The sequence below is a fragment of the Pedobacter cryoconitis genome (assembly GCF_014207135.1).
GTDB lineage: Bacteria > Bacteroidota > Bacteroidia > Sphingobacteriales > Sphingobacteriaceae > Pedobacter > Pedobacter cryoconitis_D.
This window is the reverse complement of the sequence record NZ_JACHCC010000001.1, coordinates 144224-166068: the sequence shown is the minus strand read 5'-3', so window position 1 is coordinate 166068 and position 21845 is coordinate 144224. Positions and strand designations below refer to the sequence as shown.

The 21845-nt window shown below is 38.0% G+C and carries 20 protein-coding genes; 10 read left to right on the top strand and 10 right to left on the bottom strand.

All coding sequences use genetic code 11. The annotated features are described in order from the left end of the window. Positions 1 to 158: 158 nt before the first annotated feature. From HDF25_RS00800 to HDF25_RS00790, 3 genes are all read right to left on the bottom strand, one after another. Complete coding sequence (locus HDF25_RS00800) at positions 159 to 1118, bottom strand: pyridoxal-phosphate dependent enzyme (protein ID WP_184621794.1); 960 nt, start codon at positions 1116 to 1118, stop codon at positions 159 to 161. A 378-nt stretch (positions 1119 to 1496) separates the two neighbouring features. Beyond that, positions 1497 to 1850: a hypothetical protein gene (locus HDF25_RS00795; protein WP_184621792.1), complete on the bottom strand. Its 354-nt coding sequence runs from the start codon at positions 1848 to 1850 to the stop codon at positions 1497 to 1499. A gap of 565 nt (positions 1851 to 2415) precedes the next feature. Further along, the gene (locus HDF25_RS00790; protein WP_221450825.1) at positions 2416 to 3726 is read right to left on the bottom strand and encodes an OmpA family protein; all 1311 of its coding nucleotides are present in this window, start codon (positions 3724 to 3726) and stop codon (positions 2416 to 2418) included. Positions 3727 to 4021: 295 nt separating this feature from the next. Here HDF25_RS00790 and HDF25_RS00785 point away from each other — a divergent pair, with 295 nt between their 5' ends. From HDF25_RS00785 to HDF25_RS00775, 3 genes are all read left to right on the top strand, one after another. After that, positions 4022 to 4540, top strand: coding sequence for a hypothetical protein (locus HDF25_RS00785; protein ID WP_184621789.1), 519 nt, complete (start codon positions 4022 to 4024; stop codon positions 4538 to 4540). Between the two features lie 282 nt (positions 4541 to 4822). Next, the gene (locus tag HDF25_RS00780; protein ID WP_184621787.1) at positions 4823 to 5755 is read left to right on the top strand and encodes a sugar phosphate isomerase/epimerase family protein; all 933 of its coding nucleotides are present in this window, start codon (positions 4823 to 4825) and stop codon (positions 5753 to 5755) included. A gap of 43 nt (positions 5756 to 5798) precedes the next feature. Beyond that, the gene (locus HDF25_RS00775; RefSeq protein ID WP_184621785.1) at positions 5799 to 6800 is read left to right on the top strand and encodes a sterol desaturase family protein; all 1002 of its coding nucleotides are present in this window, start codon (positions 5799 to 5801) and stop codon (positions 6798 to 6800) included. A gap of 13 nt (positions 6801 to 6813) precedes the next feature. On the opposite strand, the gene HDF25_RS00770 is transcribed toward HDF25_RS00775, so the two are convergent. Beyond that, positions 6814 to 7671 carry an AraC family transcriptional regulator gene (locus HDF25_RS00770; protein ID WP_184621783.1) on the bottom strand — a complete coding sequence of 286 codons (858 nt, stop codon included), beginning with the start codon at positions 7669 to 7671 and terminating at the stop codon, positions 6814 to 6816. Positions 7672 to 7752: 81 nt separating this feature from the next. Between HDF25_RS00770 and HDF25_RS00765 the strand changes: the two genes are divergently transcribed. The 3 genes from HDF25_RS00765 to HDF25_RS00755 all read left to right on the top strand — a co-directional run bounded on the left by HDF25_RS00765 (position 7753) and on the right by HDF25_RS00755 (position 10476). Further along, on the top strand, positions 7753 to 8829 hold the full coding sequence (locus tag HDF25_RS00765) for an alkene reductase (RefSeq protein ID WP_184621781.1): 1077 nt from the start codon (positions 7753 to 7755) through the stop codon (positions 8827 to 8829). Beyond that, positions 8829 to 9725, top strand: a complete 897-nt coding sequence (locus tag HDF25_RS00760; RefSeq protein WP_184621779.1) for a helix-turn-helix domain-containing protein — start codon at positions 8829 to 8831, stop codon at positions 9723 to 9725. The genes HDF25_RS00765 and HDF25_RS00760 overlap by 1 nt, the downstream gene beginning before the upstream one ends. Before the next feature lie 100 nt (positions 9726 to 9825). Further along, entirely contained in the window at positions 9826 to 10476 is a 651-nt protein-coding gene (locus HDF25_RS00755; RefSeq protein WP_184621777.1) for an HD domain-containing protein, read from the top strand. Between the two features lie 80 nt (positions 10477 to 10556). Here the strand turns inward: HDF25_RS00755 and HDF25_RS00750 are convergent, their stop codons facing one another. Then, positions 10557 to 11510 carry an aldo/keto reductase gene (locus tag HDF25_RS00750; RefSeq protein ID WP_221450824.1) on the bottom strand — a complete coding sequence of 318 codons (954 nt, stop codon included), beginning with the start codon at positions 11508 to 11510 and terminating at the stop codon, positions 10557 to 10559. A 94-nt stretch (positions 11511 to 11604) separates the two neighbouring features. Here HDF25_RS00750 and HDF25_RS00745 point away from each other — a divergent pair, with 94 nt between their 5' ends. After that, positions 11605 to 12330 (top strand): IclR family transcriptional regulator, encoded by a 726-nt coding sequence (locus HDF25_RS00745; RefSeq protein WP_184621775.1) that lies wholly within the window; start codon positions 11605 to 11607, stop codon positions 12328 to 12330. A 44-nt stretch (positions 12331 to 12374) separates the two neighbouring features. On the opposite strand, the gene HDF25_RS00740 is transcribed toward HDF25_RS00745, so the two are convergent. Further along, the gene (locus tag HDF25_RS00740; protein WP_184621773.1) at positions 12375 to 13226 is read right to left on the bottom strand and encodes a helix-turn-helix domain-containing protein; all 852 of its coding nucleotides are present in this window, start codon (positions 13224 to 13226) and stop codon (positions 12375 to 12377) included. Between the two features lie 113 nt (positions 13227 to 13339). Here HDF25_RS00740 and map point away from each other — a divergent pair, with 113 nt between their 5' ends. Next, complete coding sequence (map, locus tag HDF25_RS00735) at positions 13340 to 14101, top strand: type I methionyl aminopeptidase (RefSeq protein WP_184621771.1); 762 nt, start codon at positions 13340 to 13342, stop codon at positions 14099 to 14101. A gap of 7 nt (positions 14102 to 14108) precedes the next feature. Here map and HDF25_RS00730 read toward each other — a convergent pair whose 3' ends face one another. From HDF25_RS00730 to HDF25_RS00720, 3 genes are all read right to left on the bottom strand, one after another. Continuing rightward, the gene (locus tag HDF25_RS00730; protein ID WP_184621769.1) at positions 14109 to 15443 is read right to left on the bottom strand and encodes an amidohydrolase; all 1335 of its coding nucleotides are present in this window, start codon (positions 15441 to 15443) and stop codon (positions 14109 to 14111) included. A 76-nt stretch (positions 15444 to 15519) separates the two neighbouring features. Then, on the bottom strand, positions 15520 to 16371 hold the full coding sequence (locus HDF25_RS25920) for a helix-turn-helix domain-containing protein (protein ID WP_184621767.1): 852 nt from the start codon (positions 16369 to 16371) through the stop codon (positions 15520 to 15522). Positions 16372 to 16416: 45 nt separating this feature from the next. After that, entirely contained in the window at positions 16417 to 17643 is a 1227-nt protein-coding gene (locus tag HDF25_RS00720; protein WP_221450823.1) for a DUF6624 domain-containing protein, read from the bottom strand. A 179-nt stretch (positions 17644 to 17822) separates the two neighbouring features. Here HDF25_RS00720 and HDF25_RS00715 point away from each other — a divergent pair, with 179 nt between their 5' ends. After that, on the top strand, positions 17823 to 18935 hold the full coding sequence (locus HDF25_RS00715; RefSeq protein WP_184621763.1) for an acyltransferase family protein: 1113 nt from the start codon (positions 17823 to 17825) through the stop codon (positions 18933 to 18935). 50 nt (positions 18936 to 18985) lie between these two features. On the opposite strand, the gene HDF25_RS00710 is transcribed toward HDF25_RS00715, so the two are convergent. Further along, a complete protein-coding gene (locus HDF25_RS00710) occupies positions 18986 to 20623 on the bottom strand; it encodes an ABC-F family ATP-binding cassette domain-containing protein (RefSeq protein ID WP_184621761.1) in 1638 nt (545 codons plus the stop codon). A 147-nt stretch (positions 20624 to 20770) separates the two neighbouring features. On the opposite strand from HDF25_RS00710, the gene HDF25_RS00705 reads away from it, so the two are divergent. Continuing rightward, positions 20771 to 21835, top strand: a complete 1065-nt coding sequence (locus HDF25_RS00705; protein WP_184621759.1) for a serine hydrolase domain-containing protein — start codon at positions 20771 to 20773, stop codon at positions 21833 to 21835. Positions 21836 to 21845: the final 10 nt, after the last annotated feature.

The following is a 21845-nucleotide window of genomic DNA, read 5'->3' as shown; positions in this document are numbered from 1 at the left end:
AATTTTTAAATTGTTTTGATCGCCGGCTGTCCAGATTTTATAGCTGTCACAGTCGGTATTATATATTTTTCATATAGTAATCCCATACAGTCAGAAAATTCTGACTGTCAGGTACCAGAAAACTGGTGTGTTTTAGAGTGGTTGCGTTTGGATTTTAATCAGACGAGCTCTGTTTCCTTAAGTTTCACAGCCAATTCCGCTCCCCATTCTTTGTTGTAGATCGTATCCAGATAAGTATGACCTTTATCTGGAAAAATCATCAGAGAAGTGGCTTTAACGGTATTCGCTTTTGCGTGATTCTTGGCCGCCAGGTAAACAGCTCCTGAGGAAGCTCCGGCAAAAATTGCCTGCTCGTTCAGCAGCTCAAAACAGCCACGGATAATATCCAGCTGGGATACAATTACCACATCATCAATAATTGCGTTTTCAATGATCGGAGGAATACGGCTGGCACCTATACCAGAAATATAACGTTTTACAGGTTTTGCATTAAAAATCACAGACCCTTCCACATCTACACCAATGATTTTGATCTCAGGGCGTCTTTGTTTGATATAAGAAGAGATACCAGTAATCGCTCCACTGGAACTCACTGCCGTGAAAATATAGTCCAGATCTTTGAATGAACTCAGGATCTCTTCACCCAGACCAGCATAACCTTTATAATTATTCGGGTCACCATATTGGTCAGCAATAAAAGAATTCGGGGTTTCTGCCTGTAGTCTGTCTACTGTCTCTATCCTGGTTAACAGGTAACCACCGGTATAATCCCGTTCGGTAACCTTAACCACCTCATAAGAAATCAGGTTTAACAGCGTTTCATACGCTGAATTGATATTCGGGTCAATAACCGGAATAAATTTCAGCTTCAGCCGCTTACAGATAGAGGCAACCGAAATCGCCAGATTACCTGAGCTTGAAGCAATGATGGTCGTATCTTCATTGATTTTCCCATCCCTGATTCCGTTATAAATAATACTGAAAGAGGCACGGTCTTTTGAGCTGCCAGTGAAATTATTATACTCTAGTTTGGCAAATAGATTGGCATCATTATTCTTCAATTCTATTAGCGGGGTGTTGCCGATAAATGCGGCCAGTTTTTCAAGTTCGTTTAACATAGGTAGTGTTATTTGAAATTAGATAAATGTGAGTTTAAAACATATTATTCGAGGTACAAAGGCGTTTTTTCTATAGTTTAGTTATTTAATTGTTTAACATTTCGTTATTATTTTAACCATAATCAAGAATAAAAGTGTAAAATCATCATAAGATTAATCAAAAGAATAGATATAAATCCTACAACAATAAACAATATAAAATTATACGATTTCAATAGACTATATATTAAGAAAGAGTTATCATTAAAGGCATAAGAAGTTAAAATTATTACCAATTTATTCCCAGAAGGTGTTTAAAGAAGGAAAAGAGAAAACATCGCTGCCTCAACAGCCATCAGACACCAAAACAAACGCAATTAACAGCTGACTATCTGACAATTAACCATCATTATAATCAGAGACACTACGGTACATGAGGGCTGACATGGCCTGTGGTCTGGGGCCGGCAGTTTTCAGATTATTCAGAGAAATAACCAACTGATTCAAATTAGTTAATACAAACTTCACATTTCTGAACTTGGAACATCGAACAGAAGTAGACAACATCCCTTTTAAAACACGGAATGGCGCTACTTTACCAGTATATAAGGGTGTTACAACACGACAACATGTTATTTTATGATGAAAATCACATTTCATATTCTTTATCTCCTCATCTGTATTTAGCTTTACAAAAATCAAATGAGGTAACAACAGCACAAAAAAAAGAGAAACCAGGTAAGTCTTATTCATAAAATTCGCTTGAACAACACGGATTAGCTAAAAGCATTAATTAATTCTCCAAAAAATTGGACACCATAAAATTAATTAATTTAAAATAAACATATTTTTTATTACGCCAATAGAGCCATACTCTACGTGAACAATGCAATTGCAAAGACAAATGATATAAATATTTTCTTCATTTGATGTACGATTGAGTATTTGTAAAATAACATCATCATAAATCGTCCATATTTTAGGTTCATTGCTTCTAAAAGAAGAGACGGATATGTTAACACCCCATCTCAAAAAAACACACATTTCATTATACAACAGTAACATAGAATTAAAAAACGATTAAAAACACATGATTAACCCCAATTAAAACAGGCTATAAAAGCAATGAAATTACATGTTTTTTATAGAAAAAAATTTAATAAAATAAAAGCAAAACACGCTTTAGTCAGTAACTCAGGTGTACAGAATAAGCGTAGAGAATAATATGGCGATGTACTAAAAACAAGAGAAATCTTAAAATCAAAACGCCCGATCTGGTTCAGACCGGGCGTTTATTCCTGAAAATATTAACGGATACCTATTTTTGAGTCACGCGTATATCAATACGACGATTCTGAGCTCTGCCTTCGGGCGTATCATTACTTGCAATAGGATGATCCTGACCATAACCTTCAGCTTCCAGACGTTTGGCATCCACATTCAATTTCAATAGCTCCTGCATAGCAGAATTTGCTCTTTCATTCGAAATCTTCTTATTCACCGCAGCATCTCCTGTATTATCTGTATAACCTCCCAGTTTCAGATGTACATTTGGATAAGCTTTTAAAATTGCAGCTATATTTTTTAGCTGTTCCTGGGACTCTGCTTTTAATATGCTTTTTCCGGTTTCAAAATATAACCTGTCAAATGTAAACCAGGTTGTCTTATCAACGGGTTTATTTTTATCTTCAATAAATGAGATTAACCTGCTCTCTACGGAATTCTCACCTATATTGATTTCGGTACCATCCGGTAACTTTTTAACCTGACTGGCACCTAAATCCCGGACAAAATCTCCGGCTTCATTTAATTTACCGGCTACAACACCAGCAGCAGCTTTCACAGCCCCCGTAGCAGAGTCTACCTTACCACCCAATGAATCAACTTTAGAAGATAAACTATCTGTCATATGAGTTCCATTTGTTTTGTTACAACCTGTTCTACCTAAAAGCCACCAGATAGCCGCCAGAATGACAAGTACAATAATGATCCATTTTAAAGAGCCACCACCTGATTTAGGTTCCTGAACAGTTCCATAACTTACAGGAGGTACTTTTGGCACTTCTACTTTAGGTATCTCTACTTTTGGGACTTCCACTTTAGGGATATTCACATCAGGAAGTTTTAAATTAGCTAAACCTAAAGAGTCTCCCAAACCTTGCGGCAACGAAGCGCTGATATCAGCTTTATTTGCGAAAATCTTACCTAATAAGTCGGAGATACTCCATCCATTGCCAGACATGATCTTAGCAACAAATCCGGTAATTACCGGGACAATCATAGCCATTAAACCAGCAGCCTTATCAGTACTCAACCCACTTGATGCAGAGACAGAATCAGTTAAGTCACTTGCGTGGCTGCCTAATAAACCACCCAGCATGGATTTTCCTTTCTCCAGCAGGGAATCCCCGTCACTGTTTAATACATCTTCGGTTTTACTCCCGGCACCAGGAAGTATTTTATCCAATACACCAGGAGCAGCCCCGTTTTTCAGTATCCCGGCTAAAACGGCAGGGATACCAGCAGCAAAACCAGTTTTAACCTGATCTTCACTTACTCCTGCTTTCTGACTCAGGGACGAGATTAGTGGTTCACTTAACTCGCCCTTTAACATTTCAATTAAATTCATGTTTATGGTTTTTAGGTTAGAAATTTAAATCCGGCACATTGAATAAAGCACCCTCACCTAACATTCACAACTGAAAATCAATGTGTTAAAACAGAGAACAACAAAAGTCATATTTTGTTTGTTTGCCTGTCACATGAACAATTCGCAAAATGATAAATACGCATCATGACCAGGCCCCACCGACCAGTTATGCATTACCCCGTAACAAATAATCAGAAGTTAAAAATAAACTGAATAAAATAAATAAATTGTAGCGAAAAGCACCTGCCGTTCGTTTTTATATAAAAACCCAAACATGAAAAAAAACTACTTCTGCTTAATCGTACTGCTTACAGGAACCCTCCTTTCTTCCTGTAAGAAAAGCGATATCGTTCATGAAAATGATTATGATACCAGCCATAAGACCTGGACAAACTTCAAGGCATCATCAAACAACTCTTATCGCTACACCAGTACGTCCGCTTCCTGGACCGGTACGAGTTCAGAAACCACAATAACTGTAAAAGATGGCCGGGTGATACAACGTTCGTATACAGCCAGTAAAATGAATCAGCCAACCAAAAAAGTTACGGTATATGAAGAGTGGATTGAAAATGAAAACAATCTCAAAACTCATCCGAAGGGTTCTGATCCCGTAACTTTGGAAGAAGTATATCAGAAAGCGAAAACAGTATGGCTGCTAAAAAGAAAAGATGCAAAAACCTACTTTGAAACAAAGAACAACGGAATGATCTCTTCCTGCGGTTATGTAGTAGATGGTTGTCAGGATGATTGTTTTGAGGGAATCACGATCGGATTAATAGAAAAGCTCTAATAAATGTTATGAAAAAAAGACGCGTATTATGCGTCCTTTTTTCATAACATAAATCATTAATTGCAGTGGCTACTTTCTCGCACACCACCAAATGATAGCCCCCACAAGAAAATACCCGCATACATCAAAGAGGGGTAAACTGCCGCACTGTTAAAATAATAAATTCTTCTGTTCAGGTTTTAAAAGGGTATTTATTTTCACGACCGAATTAAGATATCAAATAAAATACATACTACAGATTGTTAAAATATGTAATTTGAATTTTCTAACCAAAGACTTATTATGGGGTACAACCGACGAAATTTCATAGAGAATAGCCTTGTAGCAACAACGGCGTTATTTTTAACTTCACTGGAAATATTCGGATCCCCCCATCCCACCTCAGTAAAAACAGCAAAAGGCTTTGCGTTAAAGATCATGGCACCATACTGGGGCTTCAATGGATCTGTAACCGATTTTTGCAGAAAGGCAAAACAAGATGGATACGATGGCATAGAAATTTTATGGCCTTCTGATCCTGACCAGCAAAAAGAATTGTTCATTGCGTTAAAAGAACACCAGTTAGTTGTAGGGTTTCTTTGCCGGGGAGACGAACCAGCTCCAGATGTTCATTTTGCAACTTTTAAAAAGGTACTCGCAGATGCAACCGGAAACAAACACCAGCAACCCCTGTATATAAATGTACATTCCGGGAAGGATTTTTTCACGTACGAAGAAAACAAACGGTTTATTGATTTTACGGTTAATTATTCAAAAAAAACAGGTATCCCTATTTATCATGAAACTCATAGATCAAGAATGCTCTATTCAGCTCCTGCATCCTTGCGTTATTTACAGGAAAACAAAGACCTGAGAATCACTTTGGATATTTCCCACTGGTGTAATGTCAGCGAAAGTTTACTGGAAGATCAGCCTTCTACTGTTGATCTGGCCATTTCCCGTACAGATCATATCCACTCCCGCGTTGGCCATGCTGAAGGTCCACAGGTTGGTGACCCACGTGCCCCCGAGTGGAAAGCAGCAGTAGATGCTCATTTCGCCTGGTGGGACAAGGTAGTTGCCTTAAAAAAAGAACAGGGACAAATACTTACTATGCTCACTGAATTTGGACCTCCTTCTTATATGCCGACAATTCCTTTTACCAATCAGCCTGTTGCCGATCAGTGGGCAATAAATGTATATATGATGCAGGCCTGGAAGAAAAGGTACTTATAACAATCAGTATTAATTTATAAATTAAAAACAACTATATCAGCTAATGAACCTATTGCAAACATTATACGATGAACTCACTGGTTTCTTCGGTATCGGTGGTATTATAAAAATGGTGCAATCCAATAATTACGGATCACTAACGACATTAGAAGGCATACAAAATCTGATGGGTCCTATTATCCCCCTGTTACTCATACTGGAACTCATACGGGCATTTTTCTATAAGCGATTTAAAATAGATGAATACAAGATGCCTTTTCTGGTATTTGTGTTAAATCGGTTTATCTCAAGGTTTATATCCATTGCTGCTGTTGCATTCTGCATCGGATTACTTGAAAAATGGGCCATTTTCACGACAACATTTACCTGGTACTGGCTGATTTACGGCTATATTATCTGGGAATTCTCTCATTTTGTTTATCATAGTTTAGCACATAAAGTCAGGATTTTATGGTGTCTCCATTCCACACACCATGCACCACAGCAGATGAACCTCTCCGTTAATTTCGCCCATTTCTTTTTAGAAGCGCCGTATGCTGATGTGGTGCGGACCTCTATCTGCATACTCTTGGGGGTTAATCCCGCTTTATTATTTTTCATCATGTTCATCGATGGTTTATGGGGTTCATTTATCCATATAGGTGAAAACGTTATTAAAGATGGACGTCTGGGATTCTTAAACAACATTTTGCTTACCCCCTCACATCACCGGGTGCATCACGCCAGAAATCCATTGTATCTGGACACCAATTTCTGCAACCTTTTGAATATATGGGACCGGGTTTTCAGAACTTACCAGGATGAAAGAACGGATATCAAAATCGAGTATGGTATTAGTCGGGAAATGGATCCCAATAGTTTATGGGATGTCTATTTTGGCGAATTTATTTGTTTGGGAAAAGATATTGTTGCTGCTCCCGGATTCAAAAATAAGCTGCTATACATCATTATGCCCCCAGGCTGGAGCCATACAGGAGAACATAAGACAGCTAAAATTGTACGTGACTCATTTATTATAGAAGAACAGGATGTCAACCATTCCTGATGAAGATTTCAACTTATTGCTTAAATTGCTTTCTGTAGGCAACTGCTGTTATTCCTTTATGTTTTTTGAATTGCCGGCTTAAATGACTTTCATCAGAGAAGCCTAAATCATCGGCAATTTGCCCTATTGTGTGTTCACTATAGATTAACCGCTGTTCGACGATATTCATTTTATATTGAGTCAGATAACAATGCAAACTATCTCCTGTTAGATTTTTAAAATATTCACCAATATAATTTGCAGACAAGTTAAACTGTTCTGCAAGATGCTTTATTCTTAAATTCTTCGGGCAATGAATATGTTGATGCAGATAAACCAGCATCTTATTAATCAGAGGTTCATCCATTTTTGCGTGAGCTGTTATCTGCTGAGGGTTAACATTACGGGAGATAATATTTAAAATAAGAACCACCAAATGCTGTAAATTTTCATCATAATAAGAAGGCTTGTTGTCATATTCTACCAGCATATTTTCAATTAACGCCGTAATCATATCACAATCTCTGCTCTCTTTAATCAATACCTGCTCAAAGCGATTATGGTAAGTAAAGATAGTTTCTAACTGTTTCAGCCATTGTATTACTTTCTCTTTTTCCTGTTTGGTTTTGTATTGTTCAAGAAAAACTTCAGAAAACCGGATAGAACAATAACGTGTGTTTGTCCTACTTTCAAAACCTCTGCAATCTAAGGGTGTAAATAAAAAAATACTCCCTTTGCTGTATGGAAATTTGTTTTCATTTACAATCCTGATACCTTCTCCATCCATTATCTGTACAATTTCGAAGAACTGGTAGATCAGCGGACGCTCATTCCAGTGTTCCATATCCGAAACAAAAATATCAAAAGGTTTATGTAGATGTTTGCTTTTCATTACTCGAAAAGTACAAAAAAAACCACTCTTTATCCCTGTTTTGGAGTATTGCTGGATACTAATTTTGATAAAAAAAATAACATGTCACAGAAAAAATTAGTTACGCCATTTATTAGTGAAAACATTTCTCTTTCCAACAGGATTGTAATGGCCCCTATGAACCGTCGCAGAGCAGTAAAAGGAATACCTCACCCTTCTATGATTACTTATTATCAGCAGAGAGCTGGTGCCGGATTATTGATCTCGGATAATATTGCTATTTCTTCTAATGGTGGTGCCTATATGAATACCCCGGGAATATACAATGAAGAACAAAAAACAGCCTGGAAAAAAGTTGTAGAAGCTGTCCACGCTGAGGGAGGAAAAATATTTGCCCAACTAGTACAAGCAGGTCGTATCGGGCATCCCGCAATACAAAACAACGAACCTTTGATATCTTCATCTGCAATACAAGTTAATGAAACCATTCGTATTCCTGATGATACTCATCAACCCATGACAATGCCCATTTCCATAGATCTTGAAGAAATTCCATTTTGGGTACAAGCCTTCAGACAGGCAGCAATAAATGCATTGGAAGCAGGATTTGATGGTGTTGAAATTCATGCAGCACATGGTTTTCTGATTGACCAGTTTATAAATCCATTGAGTAACATCAGAACAGATGAATACGGGGGAAGTATTGGCAACAGAACCCGGTTCTTGCTTGAAATAATGCAAGAAGTTGTTGCTGTGGCTGGAAAGAATAAAGTAGGAATCAGGCTTTCGCCTTTTCGTGAAATCTACGATTTAAAATCTTATCCTGAAGAGTTGGCAACACACCAGTATATTCTTGAAGAGTTACAGAAATTAGATATTTTATACATCCACTTTTCTAACGCAATTACAAATGGAAGACCTTCAATTCCGCTAAATTTTCTACGAAGCGCAAGACAACGCTTTAAAAACATCATTATGATCGCTGGTGGTTTTACTGTAAAAACTGCCGAAGAAATTTTGCAGACCCAGTTTGTAAATTTAGTAGCTTTTGGTAAACTATACATTTCAAACCCCGATTTGGTAGAACGTATAAAAAATGACAGCCCATTGGCAGATTGGGATGAAGAAACCTTTTACCAGGGTGGAGACAAAGGCTATATTGATTATCCTTCCTATTAATGGGCAAGACCTTCTATCTTTACACAAAATTCAATCTGGTGAAACCTGCATTAAAAATTCTGATAGAGCAACCTGTTACCGACTCATTTTCTATAGAGAGGTTAGAGAAGCGGATTGTCAATACTGGGTTTTCCAACAGACTTAGTTATCATCGCATACTATTTATAGAAAATGGTACAGGGATATTAACTGTAGATGATAATTCTTTTGAAATAAAGATGCATGAGGTCTTTTTACTTTCCAAAGGTCAGGTTTATCAATTTGAAACTCCTTCAGTGGTCTCAGGTTATATAGTCTCTTTTGGTGATTGTTTTTGGGAGAAGACCCCAAAGAGCGCAAGCAACTGCAAGGCAGTACTATTTAATAATGCAGCTGCAAATCAACGGTTACAGCTAAACGGTTCAGAAATGGATGAGCTCAACTTTCTGTTCAAAGCCTTGCTTAATGAATATAACATACCTCCATATACTAATCATATCGATACAATGGCAGCCTATCTGAAGATCATTATGATTAAGCTCGCTAATGTAAAAATCACAGAAGAAAGCACCTTTGACAGTCAGGATTATCTGTTATACCGTAAATTTATGGAACTGCTTAGCAGCGAATATCAAAATTATCATGCGGTAAGTGATTATGCCCGGATGCTGAACGTTACAGCCCGGCGGTTAAGCGAACTTTGCAGGCGATGTAGTCACAAGAGTGCAAAAGAGATTATTAACGGACAGATTGTAGCCGAAGCCAAAAGATCCCTGCAATTTAGTTCCAGCCCTGTGAAGGAAATTGCCTGCCAGCTTAGTTTCAGCACCCCTGAGCAGTTCAGCCATTTCTTTAAGAAGAATACAAAAATATCTCCCGCCGATTATCGGAACCAGTTTATTAGCATTGGGATGTAAAGAAAAATGCCGAAAATTTTGACATGTCAAACGTATCTATTGATATTCCCATAGACACACTATCACCATACCTTTGAATTGAATCAAAAAATTTGAAGTTATGTCAATAAATCATTATAAAAAAATAGCCGGCATTACCATTCCGGACAGTAAAATTGCAACGCAGGCCACAGCACTTTTATTGGAACATGGTACTGAATTTATTTACAACCACTCTCTGCGTGTTTTCCTGTTTTCATCATTAAATGCACAACGTAATAGTTTGCCGCATGATTCGGAACTACTGTATGTGGCTTCTGTATTCCACGATCTCGGGCTTGTCCCACATTACAGTAGCCCAGATCTTAGATTTGAAGTAGATGGGGCAAATGCTGCGCGCAATTTCCTAAAAGGTCATGGCATAGCAGAAGATAAACTACAGTTAGTCTGGGATACTATTGCCCTGCACACAACGATTGGTATCGCAGAACATAAAGAAAATGAAGTAGCACTCATGTATAGTGGTGTAGGATTGGATGTAATGGGTGAAGGTTATGAGAATTTAAGTCCCGGACACAGAGAGGAGATCATAAAAGCTTTTCCGAGGGATGGTTTTAAGAAAAAAATCATTCCAACGTTTTTCGGTGGCTTTGAACATAAGACAGAAACTACTTTCGGCAATATTAAAGCTGATGTATGCGCCTTCATGTTGCCCAACTTCCACCATAAAAATTTCTGCGATTGTATTTTACACTCCCCCTGGTCAGAATAGGCAGATTAAGTAATGTATATTTGCTTATCAATGTGAGAGCCGGACAATATGAAAAAACAGAATGCCTTGCTGATTATGATTTAGATTAGGCTTGCCGTTTCAAGCAAAGACAGATCTTCCTGATCCAATTTAATACTGACCGCAGCGATTAGCCCTTCCAATTGATCTAAATTAGTTGCACTGGCAATTGGAGCAGTAATTGCCGGCTGAGCCAGCACCCATGCGATTGCAATTGTTCCCGGAACAGTATTGTGTTTAGCAGCCACTTTGTCAAGCGCATCCAAGATACCAAATCCTCTACTGTTAAGATATTTTCCCACGAAAGCACTCCTTTTACTATTTAACAAATCTGTTTCACTTCTGTATTTACCGGTCAAAAAGCCACTTGCCAACGAAAAATAACTGATAATACTTAACTCGTTCTCTAATGCAACAGGTAGAATATGCTGCTCAAAGTCTTTACGGTCATACAGATTATATTCAGGTTGAAAGGTCTGATAGATTGGGAGGTTATTTGCTTTAGCCGTTTTTAAAGATTCCAGAAGACGCTCTGGCGTAAAGTTGGATGCTCCTATGGCACGAACCTTTCCTGCTTTTATCAAAATATCATAAGCTTCCAAAGTCTCTGTAGCAGGTGTTTCAATATCATCATAATGAGATTGATAAAGATCTATATAATCCGTCTGAAGTCGCCTTAATGAAGCTTCGGCTGCTGAAATGATATATTTTTTACTCAGCCCTTTTTTATTATCGGCTATCTCTGCCCCTACCTTAGTCGCTAATATAATTTGTTCCCTTTTACCTGAATGCTTTAGCCACTTACCAATTGCAAGCTCAGATTCTCCACCGACATGACCATCAACCCATTTTGAGTATACATCGGCAGTATCAATTGTATTAAAGCCCTGCTCGGTGAAGGCATCCAGCAATTTGAAGGTCATTGCATTGTTAGTTGTCCAACCAAAAACATTTGTTCCAAATACCAAAGGCGCAATCATAATATCAGATGAGCCCAATTTTCTTTTTTGTATCATTTTCTTTTTTCTAGTGAGACAAATGTAAATCATATCCGAACTTTAACATAACAATAAATAATTTAATGTAAATTTGTTCATCAATAATGAATTTATGATTCAATCTGTTAAAAGAACGTTCCAGATTCTGGAGTATATTGCAGCTAATGGCAATTTTGTAAGAGTAAATGACGTGGCCAAAGCGCTTGAATTAGAGAAGACCACTGTTTACGGCTTTATCAATAGCCTTAAACAACTGGGTTATCTCGAACAGGATGAGATTAGTCCAAGGTATCGGATTACACCAAAACTGGAATGCCTGTATGCCCCTTCTTTTTCAGTCTTTGAACTTAAACATGAACTCCGTCCTATTTTGGAGAAGATTACTGAGATGACCCAGGAATCTTCCTACCTTGCCGTACAGATGGGTTCTTACTATAGGCATGAATTAAAATGCGAACCTAACAGAGCAGTCAAAATAACCTTAAACATGGGAAAAGATTATGAAATGGCTACTACCGCTATAGGTAAAGCTTTCCTTGCCTATTCAGAACATCTACAACATTCAATAGTAAAAACAAGCGATTCAGGGGAGCCATCAATACTTGAAAAGGAAATAAAAGACATAAAGAATAGTGGGTATGCACTAGATATACAAGCATATGACCCCGATTTGAATTGCGTAGCCCTGCCGATTTTTTTTAAAAACAAACCTATAGCAGTACTTTGCGTATCAGGGCCCTCTTATAGATTTAAGGAGCCGGAGTTTAATAAATCTTTAAATATTATTGACAAACTATTGAAGGAACAAGGCAAGTATGCTACAAAGTTGCCGGCCTGATAATAGCATCTAGATCGTTGAATCATCACTAACACCAACCTGTGTCAACTGATCTGATAAAGATCAGGCTGTAATTGAAATTTCAGGTATCCTAGTGGTGTTTTTCCGGTATAAGCTTTAAAATCTTTTAGAAAGTGATTTGAATCGTAATACCCATTTGATATTGCAATCCGCATCAGATCGACATTCTCGTTGCCTACTAATTCAACGTACGCATGAATAAAACGCTGAAGCTGAATGTATTCTTTGGGCAAGAGCCCAATATTCTTTACAAAACTCCTTTCCAGCCACTTGTAGTTTACACCAGCATCATTAGTCACATTTCGCACAGTGCTGTTCCCTTTTGTGTTATGGATATAATCCAACGTTTTATGTAAAATTTCAGAGGCGTCTGCCCCCCTAAAAGAATTCTGGACATATGTTTCGACAAATGCTGTCTTTTCTTCAATAGAATTGTATCCGAAAAATTCTTCTATACTGAAGTTATTGTTATTAGCAATAGATTCAAATGGAGTAACTGGATGATATCTAAAATGCAGAGCATCTAAACCAAACAACTGATAGAAAGCACCTGGATAAAAACGGACTATAAAAACCCGGTCTGTATTACTATTGTATTTTACATAAACATTTTTAATTGCCCCCGCGCTTGCCCATACACCCTTAATTTCGGATGCACCGTTTTTCCCTATTACCGCTACTGTATCTTCGCTACTTTGTAAAAACACAAGCACTGGAAACCCATCATTGAAAATAAGATGTGACTTATCTTTCGGATCTCTGGAGAAAACATAAAATCCCTCGATAACAGATCCGACCTCTTTTGAAGGGTTGATTCTATAACCGTCCTCATTAAATTCACCTAATTGAATCTTCTTCAGATAATTTATTGGCATATCACAAATTTACGGGAAATGTCTTTGACCAGCGCATAATACCATGTCTAATATTTACTATGGGCACAGTTTAAATACCTCTAGCTTTGCATAAAGCTGAATGAAATTAATCTATGATTATAAAAACGGAAGAAGAACTGCAGGGCATAAAGAACGTAAGTGAGGCTGTTGCACTTACCTTACAAAAAATGAGAACATATACCCAGATAGGCATGTCCACAAAAGAAATAGATGAATACGGAAGACAACTATTGGAGTCTCTTGGCGCAAAGTCTGCCCCATTCGAAACCTATGGTTTCCCTGGTTATAGCTGCATCAGCGTCAACAAAGAATTTGCTCATGGTATTCCTTCAGATAAAGTCATTCTTAAAAATGGAGATATCATTAACATAGATGTATCCGCAGAATTAGATGGCTTTTGGTCTGATAACGGATGCTCATTTCTCATTGGAGAAGATATACAGGGTGTACAACATTTGATAGATACTTCAAAAGAAATATTACTTGAGGCGATTTCCAAGATCAGCGGGGGAGTAAGAATTTCTGATACTGGAAAACTGATAGAAACCAAAGCCAAAAAAGCCGGATATACTGTTATCCGGGATTTAGGTGGCCATGGAGTTGGCCGAAGTTTACATGAAGAACCTGATGGGATAATGAATTATTACGACCGTTATGATAAAATCAGACGGTACAGAAAGGATTCTGTTGTTGCTATTGAAACATTTATCTCCACCAGGTCTGCATTTATTGAAAAAGCATCGGATGGCTGGGCTTTTACAGGTAATAAAGGTGGGTTTGTAGCCCAGCATGAGCACACGATATTGATAACATCCGACAAACCAATAATTCTGACAGCAACGAATGGAATATAAACGATGCTTAAAACACTATATTTCCCCGATGGATCAATGATTTTACCGGTGATATCCTGGAAACTGCCTCGGCCGAACAACTTGCGTCAACAAGTACCAAATCGGCAATATCATCAACTTTTGGCCAAATTTGCTTTCCTTTGTCATCTAGTGGCAGAATATTATGAGTAGCCAGCCTCAGACTTCTTGAAAGATCAAATTCTGTACGGTATCCATAAAGTTGAGCTGCAAGGTTCGTCTTTTGCAGAATGCTGCCGCTACCAAAAGTACTCCACCAGTCAATAATACAGTCATTGCCCGCCATCACATCTACACCGTACTTATAAAGCGTTGGGATTGGCATGATGGTACGGCCAAATGGAACAGTAGAAGCGACCCCCACCCTGGCATTAGCAAGTTTCTCAGCTATTTCCTCTGTTTTAGCTTTATCCAGTTGAGCAAGTGCAAAGCCATGACTTATAAAGGTCTTCCCTTTTAACACCGGATTTTCATTCACTTTGTCAATCAAATAATTTATGGTTTTCATCCCTGACTCGCCAGCTTCATGAAGGTGTATATCAATACCTTTGTCATTATCTAAGGCAAGCTGAACCACAAAATCCATATGTTTTTCTATAGCCCCATCTATGGTGTAAGGATCCAGCCCACCAATGAAATCTATATCCATTTTAGCAGCTTCTTTCATCAGCTGTTCTGATTTTGTATAATAAATACCATGCTGAGGAAATACAACCAGTTCTGCCTGGAAGGAATTTTTCTTGTTTTCAAGAGCCCTTTCCAAATGCCTTAGTGATTCAAGTCCAGAGGTAGGGTCAATATTAACGTGGCTTCTTGCATAGTTTGTTCCATAACTTTGCATCAACTCAATCAGCTTTTCAGCGCGGGGCACAGACGTTTTTAGTAGTTCAGGGATAATTTGCTGCTCGTAGGCAATCATGTCCTTTACTGTTTTACGCTTACTGGGATTTGCTTTCCAGGGTAAGCCATAGTGAGTTTTATCCAGGTGAATATGCATATCCCTGAAAGCTGGGAGCATCAGCAATCCTTTAGCATCAATGGCATCTGCACCTGGCTTGTTGGGCAGAATAGCTTTTATTTTTCCATCATTGATTTCAATGGTAAATAGTTCCGTTTTTGTACGACTAACTTCATCATCTTCATATTCAAAACCTGTTTCCAACCTTACATTCTTTAGGGTGAAGGATTTACCGGCGTTTGTAGATCTGGGCTTTTCTGCCGCATCCGCAGCTGTTGCCATGGATGTAAGCGTACTTGTACCTGCAACAAGTAGAATAGACGTATTCTTGATAAAGTTCTTTCGTGAAATTGAATCTGCTGTCATAACTTATACTTTTTATACAAAGTTATATAGCAAGCATACAAAGGGTTCGTAAGATTTATACCATAACTTGTATCATTTATAACAGCTCCTTAAAATCCCGTGGGGGCATCCCGGTTTGGTTCTTGAAGAACTTGGAAAAATAAGCCAGATCATAAAAACCAAGTTCATAAGCAATCTCTTTTATCGATTTTTTTGATATAAACAAAAGTCTTTTGGCTTCCAGAATTAGCCTGTTATGTATTAGGGAGGTTGCAGATCTATTTAAATGCTTTCTACAAAGTATATTTAAATAATTAGGGGAAATATTCAATTTTTCAGCATAGAAGGCAACAGACTTTTCTTCTTTATAATAAGTGTCAATCAGAGACTGATATTTGAATAATACGGGCTTCGTATGATAAATTTTCAGGTCTTCAAATATCCGTTCAGCTTCCCGGCTTACCATTTGAGCAATGATCTGACACCTTGAATTGATGATATCCCAAAGTACCGGTTTTAAAAAGAGTTCTGACTGGATAGCCTGAAATTCATATAACAACCTATGAAAAACTCCGGCATCCAGGTTCAATACAGGATGCTTTTGATACATCACAAAATCAAACTTTAACGAGTTGGCAAATGTTTCAAAAATTCGCCTGCTTACCATAATCTGAAATGCAGTAGTCTCCTCACCCAGATTCCAGGAGTGTACCTGATCGGGAAACAGTAAATGTAACTGGTTTCCTGTAACGCTGTGTTCAATAAAATCGATGGTATGTGTCCCGCTTCCTTTTTCAAATAAAAGAAAAAGAAAAAAATCGTGTTTGTGTGGTTTATCAATAAACCGTGCACCACAAATTTCATGATACTGAAAACCGTTATCTGATCCTAAGTTATTAAGCTGAAATTCATCAATCCCAAGGATAGGTATATTCTCTTTGGTTTTCACACTGTAAAACTACAAAATCCTTCTTTAACTATTAAACTACGTTTATTAAGTTCCAGGATAAAAAAGTTTAATCCATCTTGGATCATCATGCAGTGTTTCAAATTGATATGTTCGTCTTAGAGAGGATTCTTTAAGTTTGCCCCTGAGATAAAGTAAGTTTAAAAAATCAAAAGAAATATCTCTGTATTTAGGATCTCTGTCTCTGGCAGCAATCGTTGCAAAAATGACAGCTGCTTTGAAATTTTCACGATCACTCATTCCCTCACTAAATACAGAGGCAGAATTATAACTATCATACGTAAGCTGAAAATCACCTCTATAAAATGCTTCGGATGCAGTATCAATCAGCAATTTCACTTTTTTTATGACCTCCTGTTGAGTACGTGTACAGGTGACTTTCTTTGGTTTCTCATAGGTAAACCCATAGGCAAGTGAATAGATATCTAAACCTGTCATTCCCAGCTTTTTTCTCCGTTGATCAATATCCCACTCATTCCGGATGGGACGAAAACTATTGGCCATACCGTTTATTGTCCAGTTAACCTGAGTACCATATTCCTGCAAATAATTTAGATTACACAATACCCGGTCAGTAAGAAAAGCATAGTTTTCTAAATTTACTTCCTTGCTTTTCAAAAGCCGTTTCATTTTTTTTAAAACTTGTTGTTGAAATAGAATATCATGATCAGCATGCTGGACAATCAGCCAAAGATTGTTTTGCCCATCTTTGCCGATTTCAGAAAGTTTTGGCCAACCATATGTTGCCAAAATGTTCTTCGCTTCAGCTAAGTTCTTTTTGTCTGCTTCAGCAATTGCCAGATCGATGTCCTGCAGTTCTTCCTTATCTTTCGTTTGAATCTTTTTATAACGCAATTGCTGATCCGAAAGCACCATCAAATTTATTTTTGTTCGTAAGGTAGGTTGCGTCAGTTTTTTTTCATAGACCAGTTCCTTTTCTTTGGCCTGTGTTATCAATTGATTCCAGGTAATTGGATCTGCTTGTTTAAAGTATTCGAAATAAGGGTCGGCCACTAACCAGGAGGCTTCTGCCCAACCTGCTTGTATTGCTTTTTGTAGATAATAAGCAGACATTTTAGCATTGCTGTCAAGCGAATATACAGCTGCTGCCTTATAGGCATTCAATGCATCTGGCGATTTAACTTTAAACGCTGTCTCGAAGCATTGTATAGCGTTACCAAAGTCTTTCTGTAAATGATAAAGGCTTGCTCTGGCAAGATCTGCATCAGAAGATGATTGAGCTTGGGCAGACATATTTAAGCTCAGAAATACACAGATTATGGCGTAGGCGATATATTCCATTTACATGAAGATACAAAGTTTAGATTTGTTAATAAAGGTTTAAAACCTAATGTAGTACCCCAGGTTTTGATTAGTAATTGATTTTAATAACTTAGAGCTACAACAATCGGGCAGCATCACTAAAAATTAGAATGGATACAAACAAAAACACCGCTACACTTCTGCAAACAAAACAACATTTCGAAATTCTCGACGGATTAAGGGGAGTTGCCGCCCTGGCCGTTGTAACATTTCATTTTATGGAATGGGTATATACAGATGCCAGCAAGAACTTTATCGGACATGGTTTTTTGGCTGTCGATTTCTTCTTCTGTCTTTCCGGATTTGTGATCGGATATGCTTATGACGATCGTATCGCAAAAATGGGCATTCTCAAGTTCTTTACAGCGAGGATCATCAGACTACATCCCCTGGTGGTAGCAGGATCAGTATTAGGCCTGCTGGCATTTTTGTTTGACCCCTTTGGCGGCCATCCCGAACTGTACAGTACCGGTAAAATCATGTTAACTTTCTTTTGCTCGATATTCCTTATTCCTCTGCCCGTAATAGCAGACCGAAGTTTTAATCTGTTCAGCTTCAATGCACCCGCATGGTCGTTATTTTGGGAATATGGTGCCAATGTTGTTTATGCATTTGTGCTTTATCGGATTAACAAAGGTTTACTAATGCTGTTGACTATACTTTCGGCCATAGCTATTTGCTTTGTAGCTTACCGTTCAGGTAATTTATTGGGTGGCTGGAGCGGCCCAACTTTTTGGGACGGATGTGCCCGTATTTCGTATTCTTTTTCAGTTGGATTGCTTATCTACCGCTCCAACTGGATCATCAAAAACAAACTTGGATTTACCGGTTTAACTATACTATTGCTCCTGGCCTTTATCATGCCAATCTCAAAATGGAACTGGTTATCCGAACCTTTGGTAGTCCTGTTTTATTTTCCTCTGCTGATCGCTTTGGGTGCTGGCGCTATATTATCCTCTGGCTTTAAAAAGATATGCATCTTTTCGGGAAAGATCTCCTATCCGTTGTACATGACACATTATGCCGTGTTATGGATGTTCGGGAATTATTACACAAGTCATAAACCGGGCACTATCCAATTGACTTTCATCGTCATAACCGGACTAATTCTGCTGGTTGGGGTAGCGTACCTGGTCATGGTCATTTACGATATCCCATTAAGGAAATATTTAAGTGATAAATGGAATCAAAGACTTGCTAAACAAAAAACTGGCAATGTTTAAACCTAAAAAGCCTCCGATGAAAATCGGAGGCTTTTTAGTCGTAGATATCTTTATTTGCTTTGTTCTATTTCTTTCAGGCTATCCATTTTCTTGTAGGCCAGGAATCCTTTGATATCCTCAAAGTGTTCCCGAACACGCTTATTACCAAACTCGAATACTTTTTCTGCCAGCCCATCCAGGAAATCCCGATCGTGGGATACCAGAATCAAAGTGCCATCAAAATCTTTAAGGGCATCCTTGATAATGTCTTTGGTCTTCATGTCTAAATGGTTGGTTGGCTCATCCAGTATTAACACATTTACAGGTTCCAACAGCAACTTGATCATGGCTAAACGGGTTTTCTCTCCTCCAGAAAGCACCTTAACTTTTTTCGTGGTATCATCGCCACTGAACATAAAAGCACCCAAAAGATCTTTAATTTTTATGGAACCATCGCTTAATGGAATCTGGTCAATGGTTTTGAATACCGTTAAGTTCTCGTCAAGCAATGCGGCCTGGTTTTGGGCGAAGTATCCAATCTTGGCATTGTGACCTACTTTTAAACTTCCTTCAAAATCGATCTCGTTCATGATAGCTTTGATCATGGTCGACTTACCCTCACCATTTTTACCGACAAAAGCCACTTTTTCCCCCTTCTCGATCACCATAGACGCTTTTTTGAACACAACATGGTCACCATAAGTTTTAGTCAGCTCTTCTACAATCAACGGATATTGACCAGAACGTGGCGATGGTGGAAATTTCAATCGTAATGCCGAAGTATCGACTTCATCGATCTCAATAACTTCGAGCTTTTCAAGCATCTTTACACGCGATTGCACCTGCAAAGTTTTGGAGTAGGTTCCTCTAAACCGGTCTATAAATTCCTGGTTATCTGCAATAAAACGTTGTTGTTCCTCATAAGCTTTCAACTGGTGTACACGGCGGTCAGCACGCAACTGGAGATAATGACTGTACTTAGCTTTGTAATCGTATATTTTACCCATGGTAACCTCGATGGTACGATTGGTAATGTTATCTACAAAGGCACGGTCGTGTGAGATCACCATGACAGCCTTTGCCGAGTTAATCAGGAAGTCTTCCAACCATTGTATACTCTCGATATCCATATGGTTGGTAGGCTCATCTAGTAAGATGAGATCGGGCTTCTTTAACAAAATTTTAGCTAACTCGATACGCATGCGCCATCCGCCCGAAAACTCAGAGGTTTGGCGGGTAAAGTCCTTGCGTTCGAAACCTAAACCTTTGAGCACCTTTTCTACCTCCGCATCATAATTGATTTCTTCGATCGAATAAAATTTCTCACTCAGTTCCGACACGCGTTCGATCAGCTTCATGTAGTCATCACTGTCGTAATCGGTACGAATAGTCAACTGCTCATTCAGCTCATCAAGCTCTTTTTGCATCTGGTTTACCTCTTCGAAAGCTTTCATCGTTTCTTCAAAAACGGTAAGCTTATCCTGGGTAAGTAAATGCTGTGGCAAATACGCTATTACCGCGTCCTTTGGGCCGGTTACGTTACCAGTAGTAGGTTTAGCCGCATCGGCAATGATCTTTAGAATAGTCGACTTACCAGCGCCATTCTTACCCATCAGGGCGATCTTATCGTTCTCGTTTATCGAAAAGGTTACATCGCTAAACAGAGTGGTTCCGCCAAATGAAACGGAGATGTTATTTACATTAATCACAGTATGGGAATATTGAATTACCGGCAAAGATAAGAGAAAGACATCGGATTATAACGAGAGAAATAAAAGGCTTGGTCAGTTGTTTTGCCCCAGCTGTAACTTTAAACAATATCCCAGGTCTTATAGCAGAAACTAATCTATAAATTAATGAAATATCTACTCCTATTTCCCTGCCTTTTTATTGTCAACTATAATCTGGTTGCCCAATCTAAAGACCTTACAAACTTCATCGCCAGCTATGCAAGCCAGCATGAGTTCAATGGAACTATTTTGATAAAAAAAGATTCAAAAGTTACTTATCATCAAAGTTTCGGAGTGGCAGAACGTTCGTTTAATTCACCAGTTAAAAATAACACAGCATATCAGATTTGCTCAATCACAAAAACATTTACAGCGGTCTTGATTCTTCAACTAATGGAACAAGGAAAGATTAATCTGGATAATAAAATAAATACTTATCTACCCTCTTACAAAGGTGAAGGTGGCTCAAAAGTGTCCATTCATCAATTGTTAAATCACACCTCAGGGATGAAAAATACAGATACAGCTACAGATGCAAATTTCATGAGGTATGGGATCGGATTTTATCATAAGCCATATACTTTAGAGGAGATTGTGAATAATTTCTGTTCAAATCCTCTTGTCAACGAGCCTGGAAAAAAATTTGATTATAACAATGGCGAATACATGATTTTAGGGAGGATTCTGGAAGTAATCTATAAAAAACCTTATGAACAGATTTTAGAAGAACAAATTCTAATTCCATTGGGCATGAATGATTCTGGTATAATCAATCATTATAAATTAATAGCGAATCTTGCCACACCCTATTATAAAGGAAAAAATTTTGAACTGATCCCAAATTTACCCATGTATGTAGAAGACTTTTCTGCTGCCGGCGCCATGTACTCCTGCACAGCTGATTTAATTAAATTTAATGACGCTCTTTTTAATTTACAACTGATTAAGGAGCAGGCTTTAAATCAGCTATTAACACCTGGATTAGATGATTATGGGTATAGCGTCTGGATAAGAGATCATAAAGGAAGTAATAGTAAATACAAAAGAATGGAAAGATATGGAAGAATACAGGGTGCCAACTGTGTTTGGTTTCACTACTTAAATCGTAATGTCAGTATTATTATATTGTCAAATACTAACCTGACCGATTTGGGTGATTTTGCGCTTAAAATTGGAAAAGAAGTTTTCTGATTTATTGAAT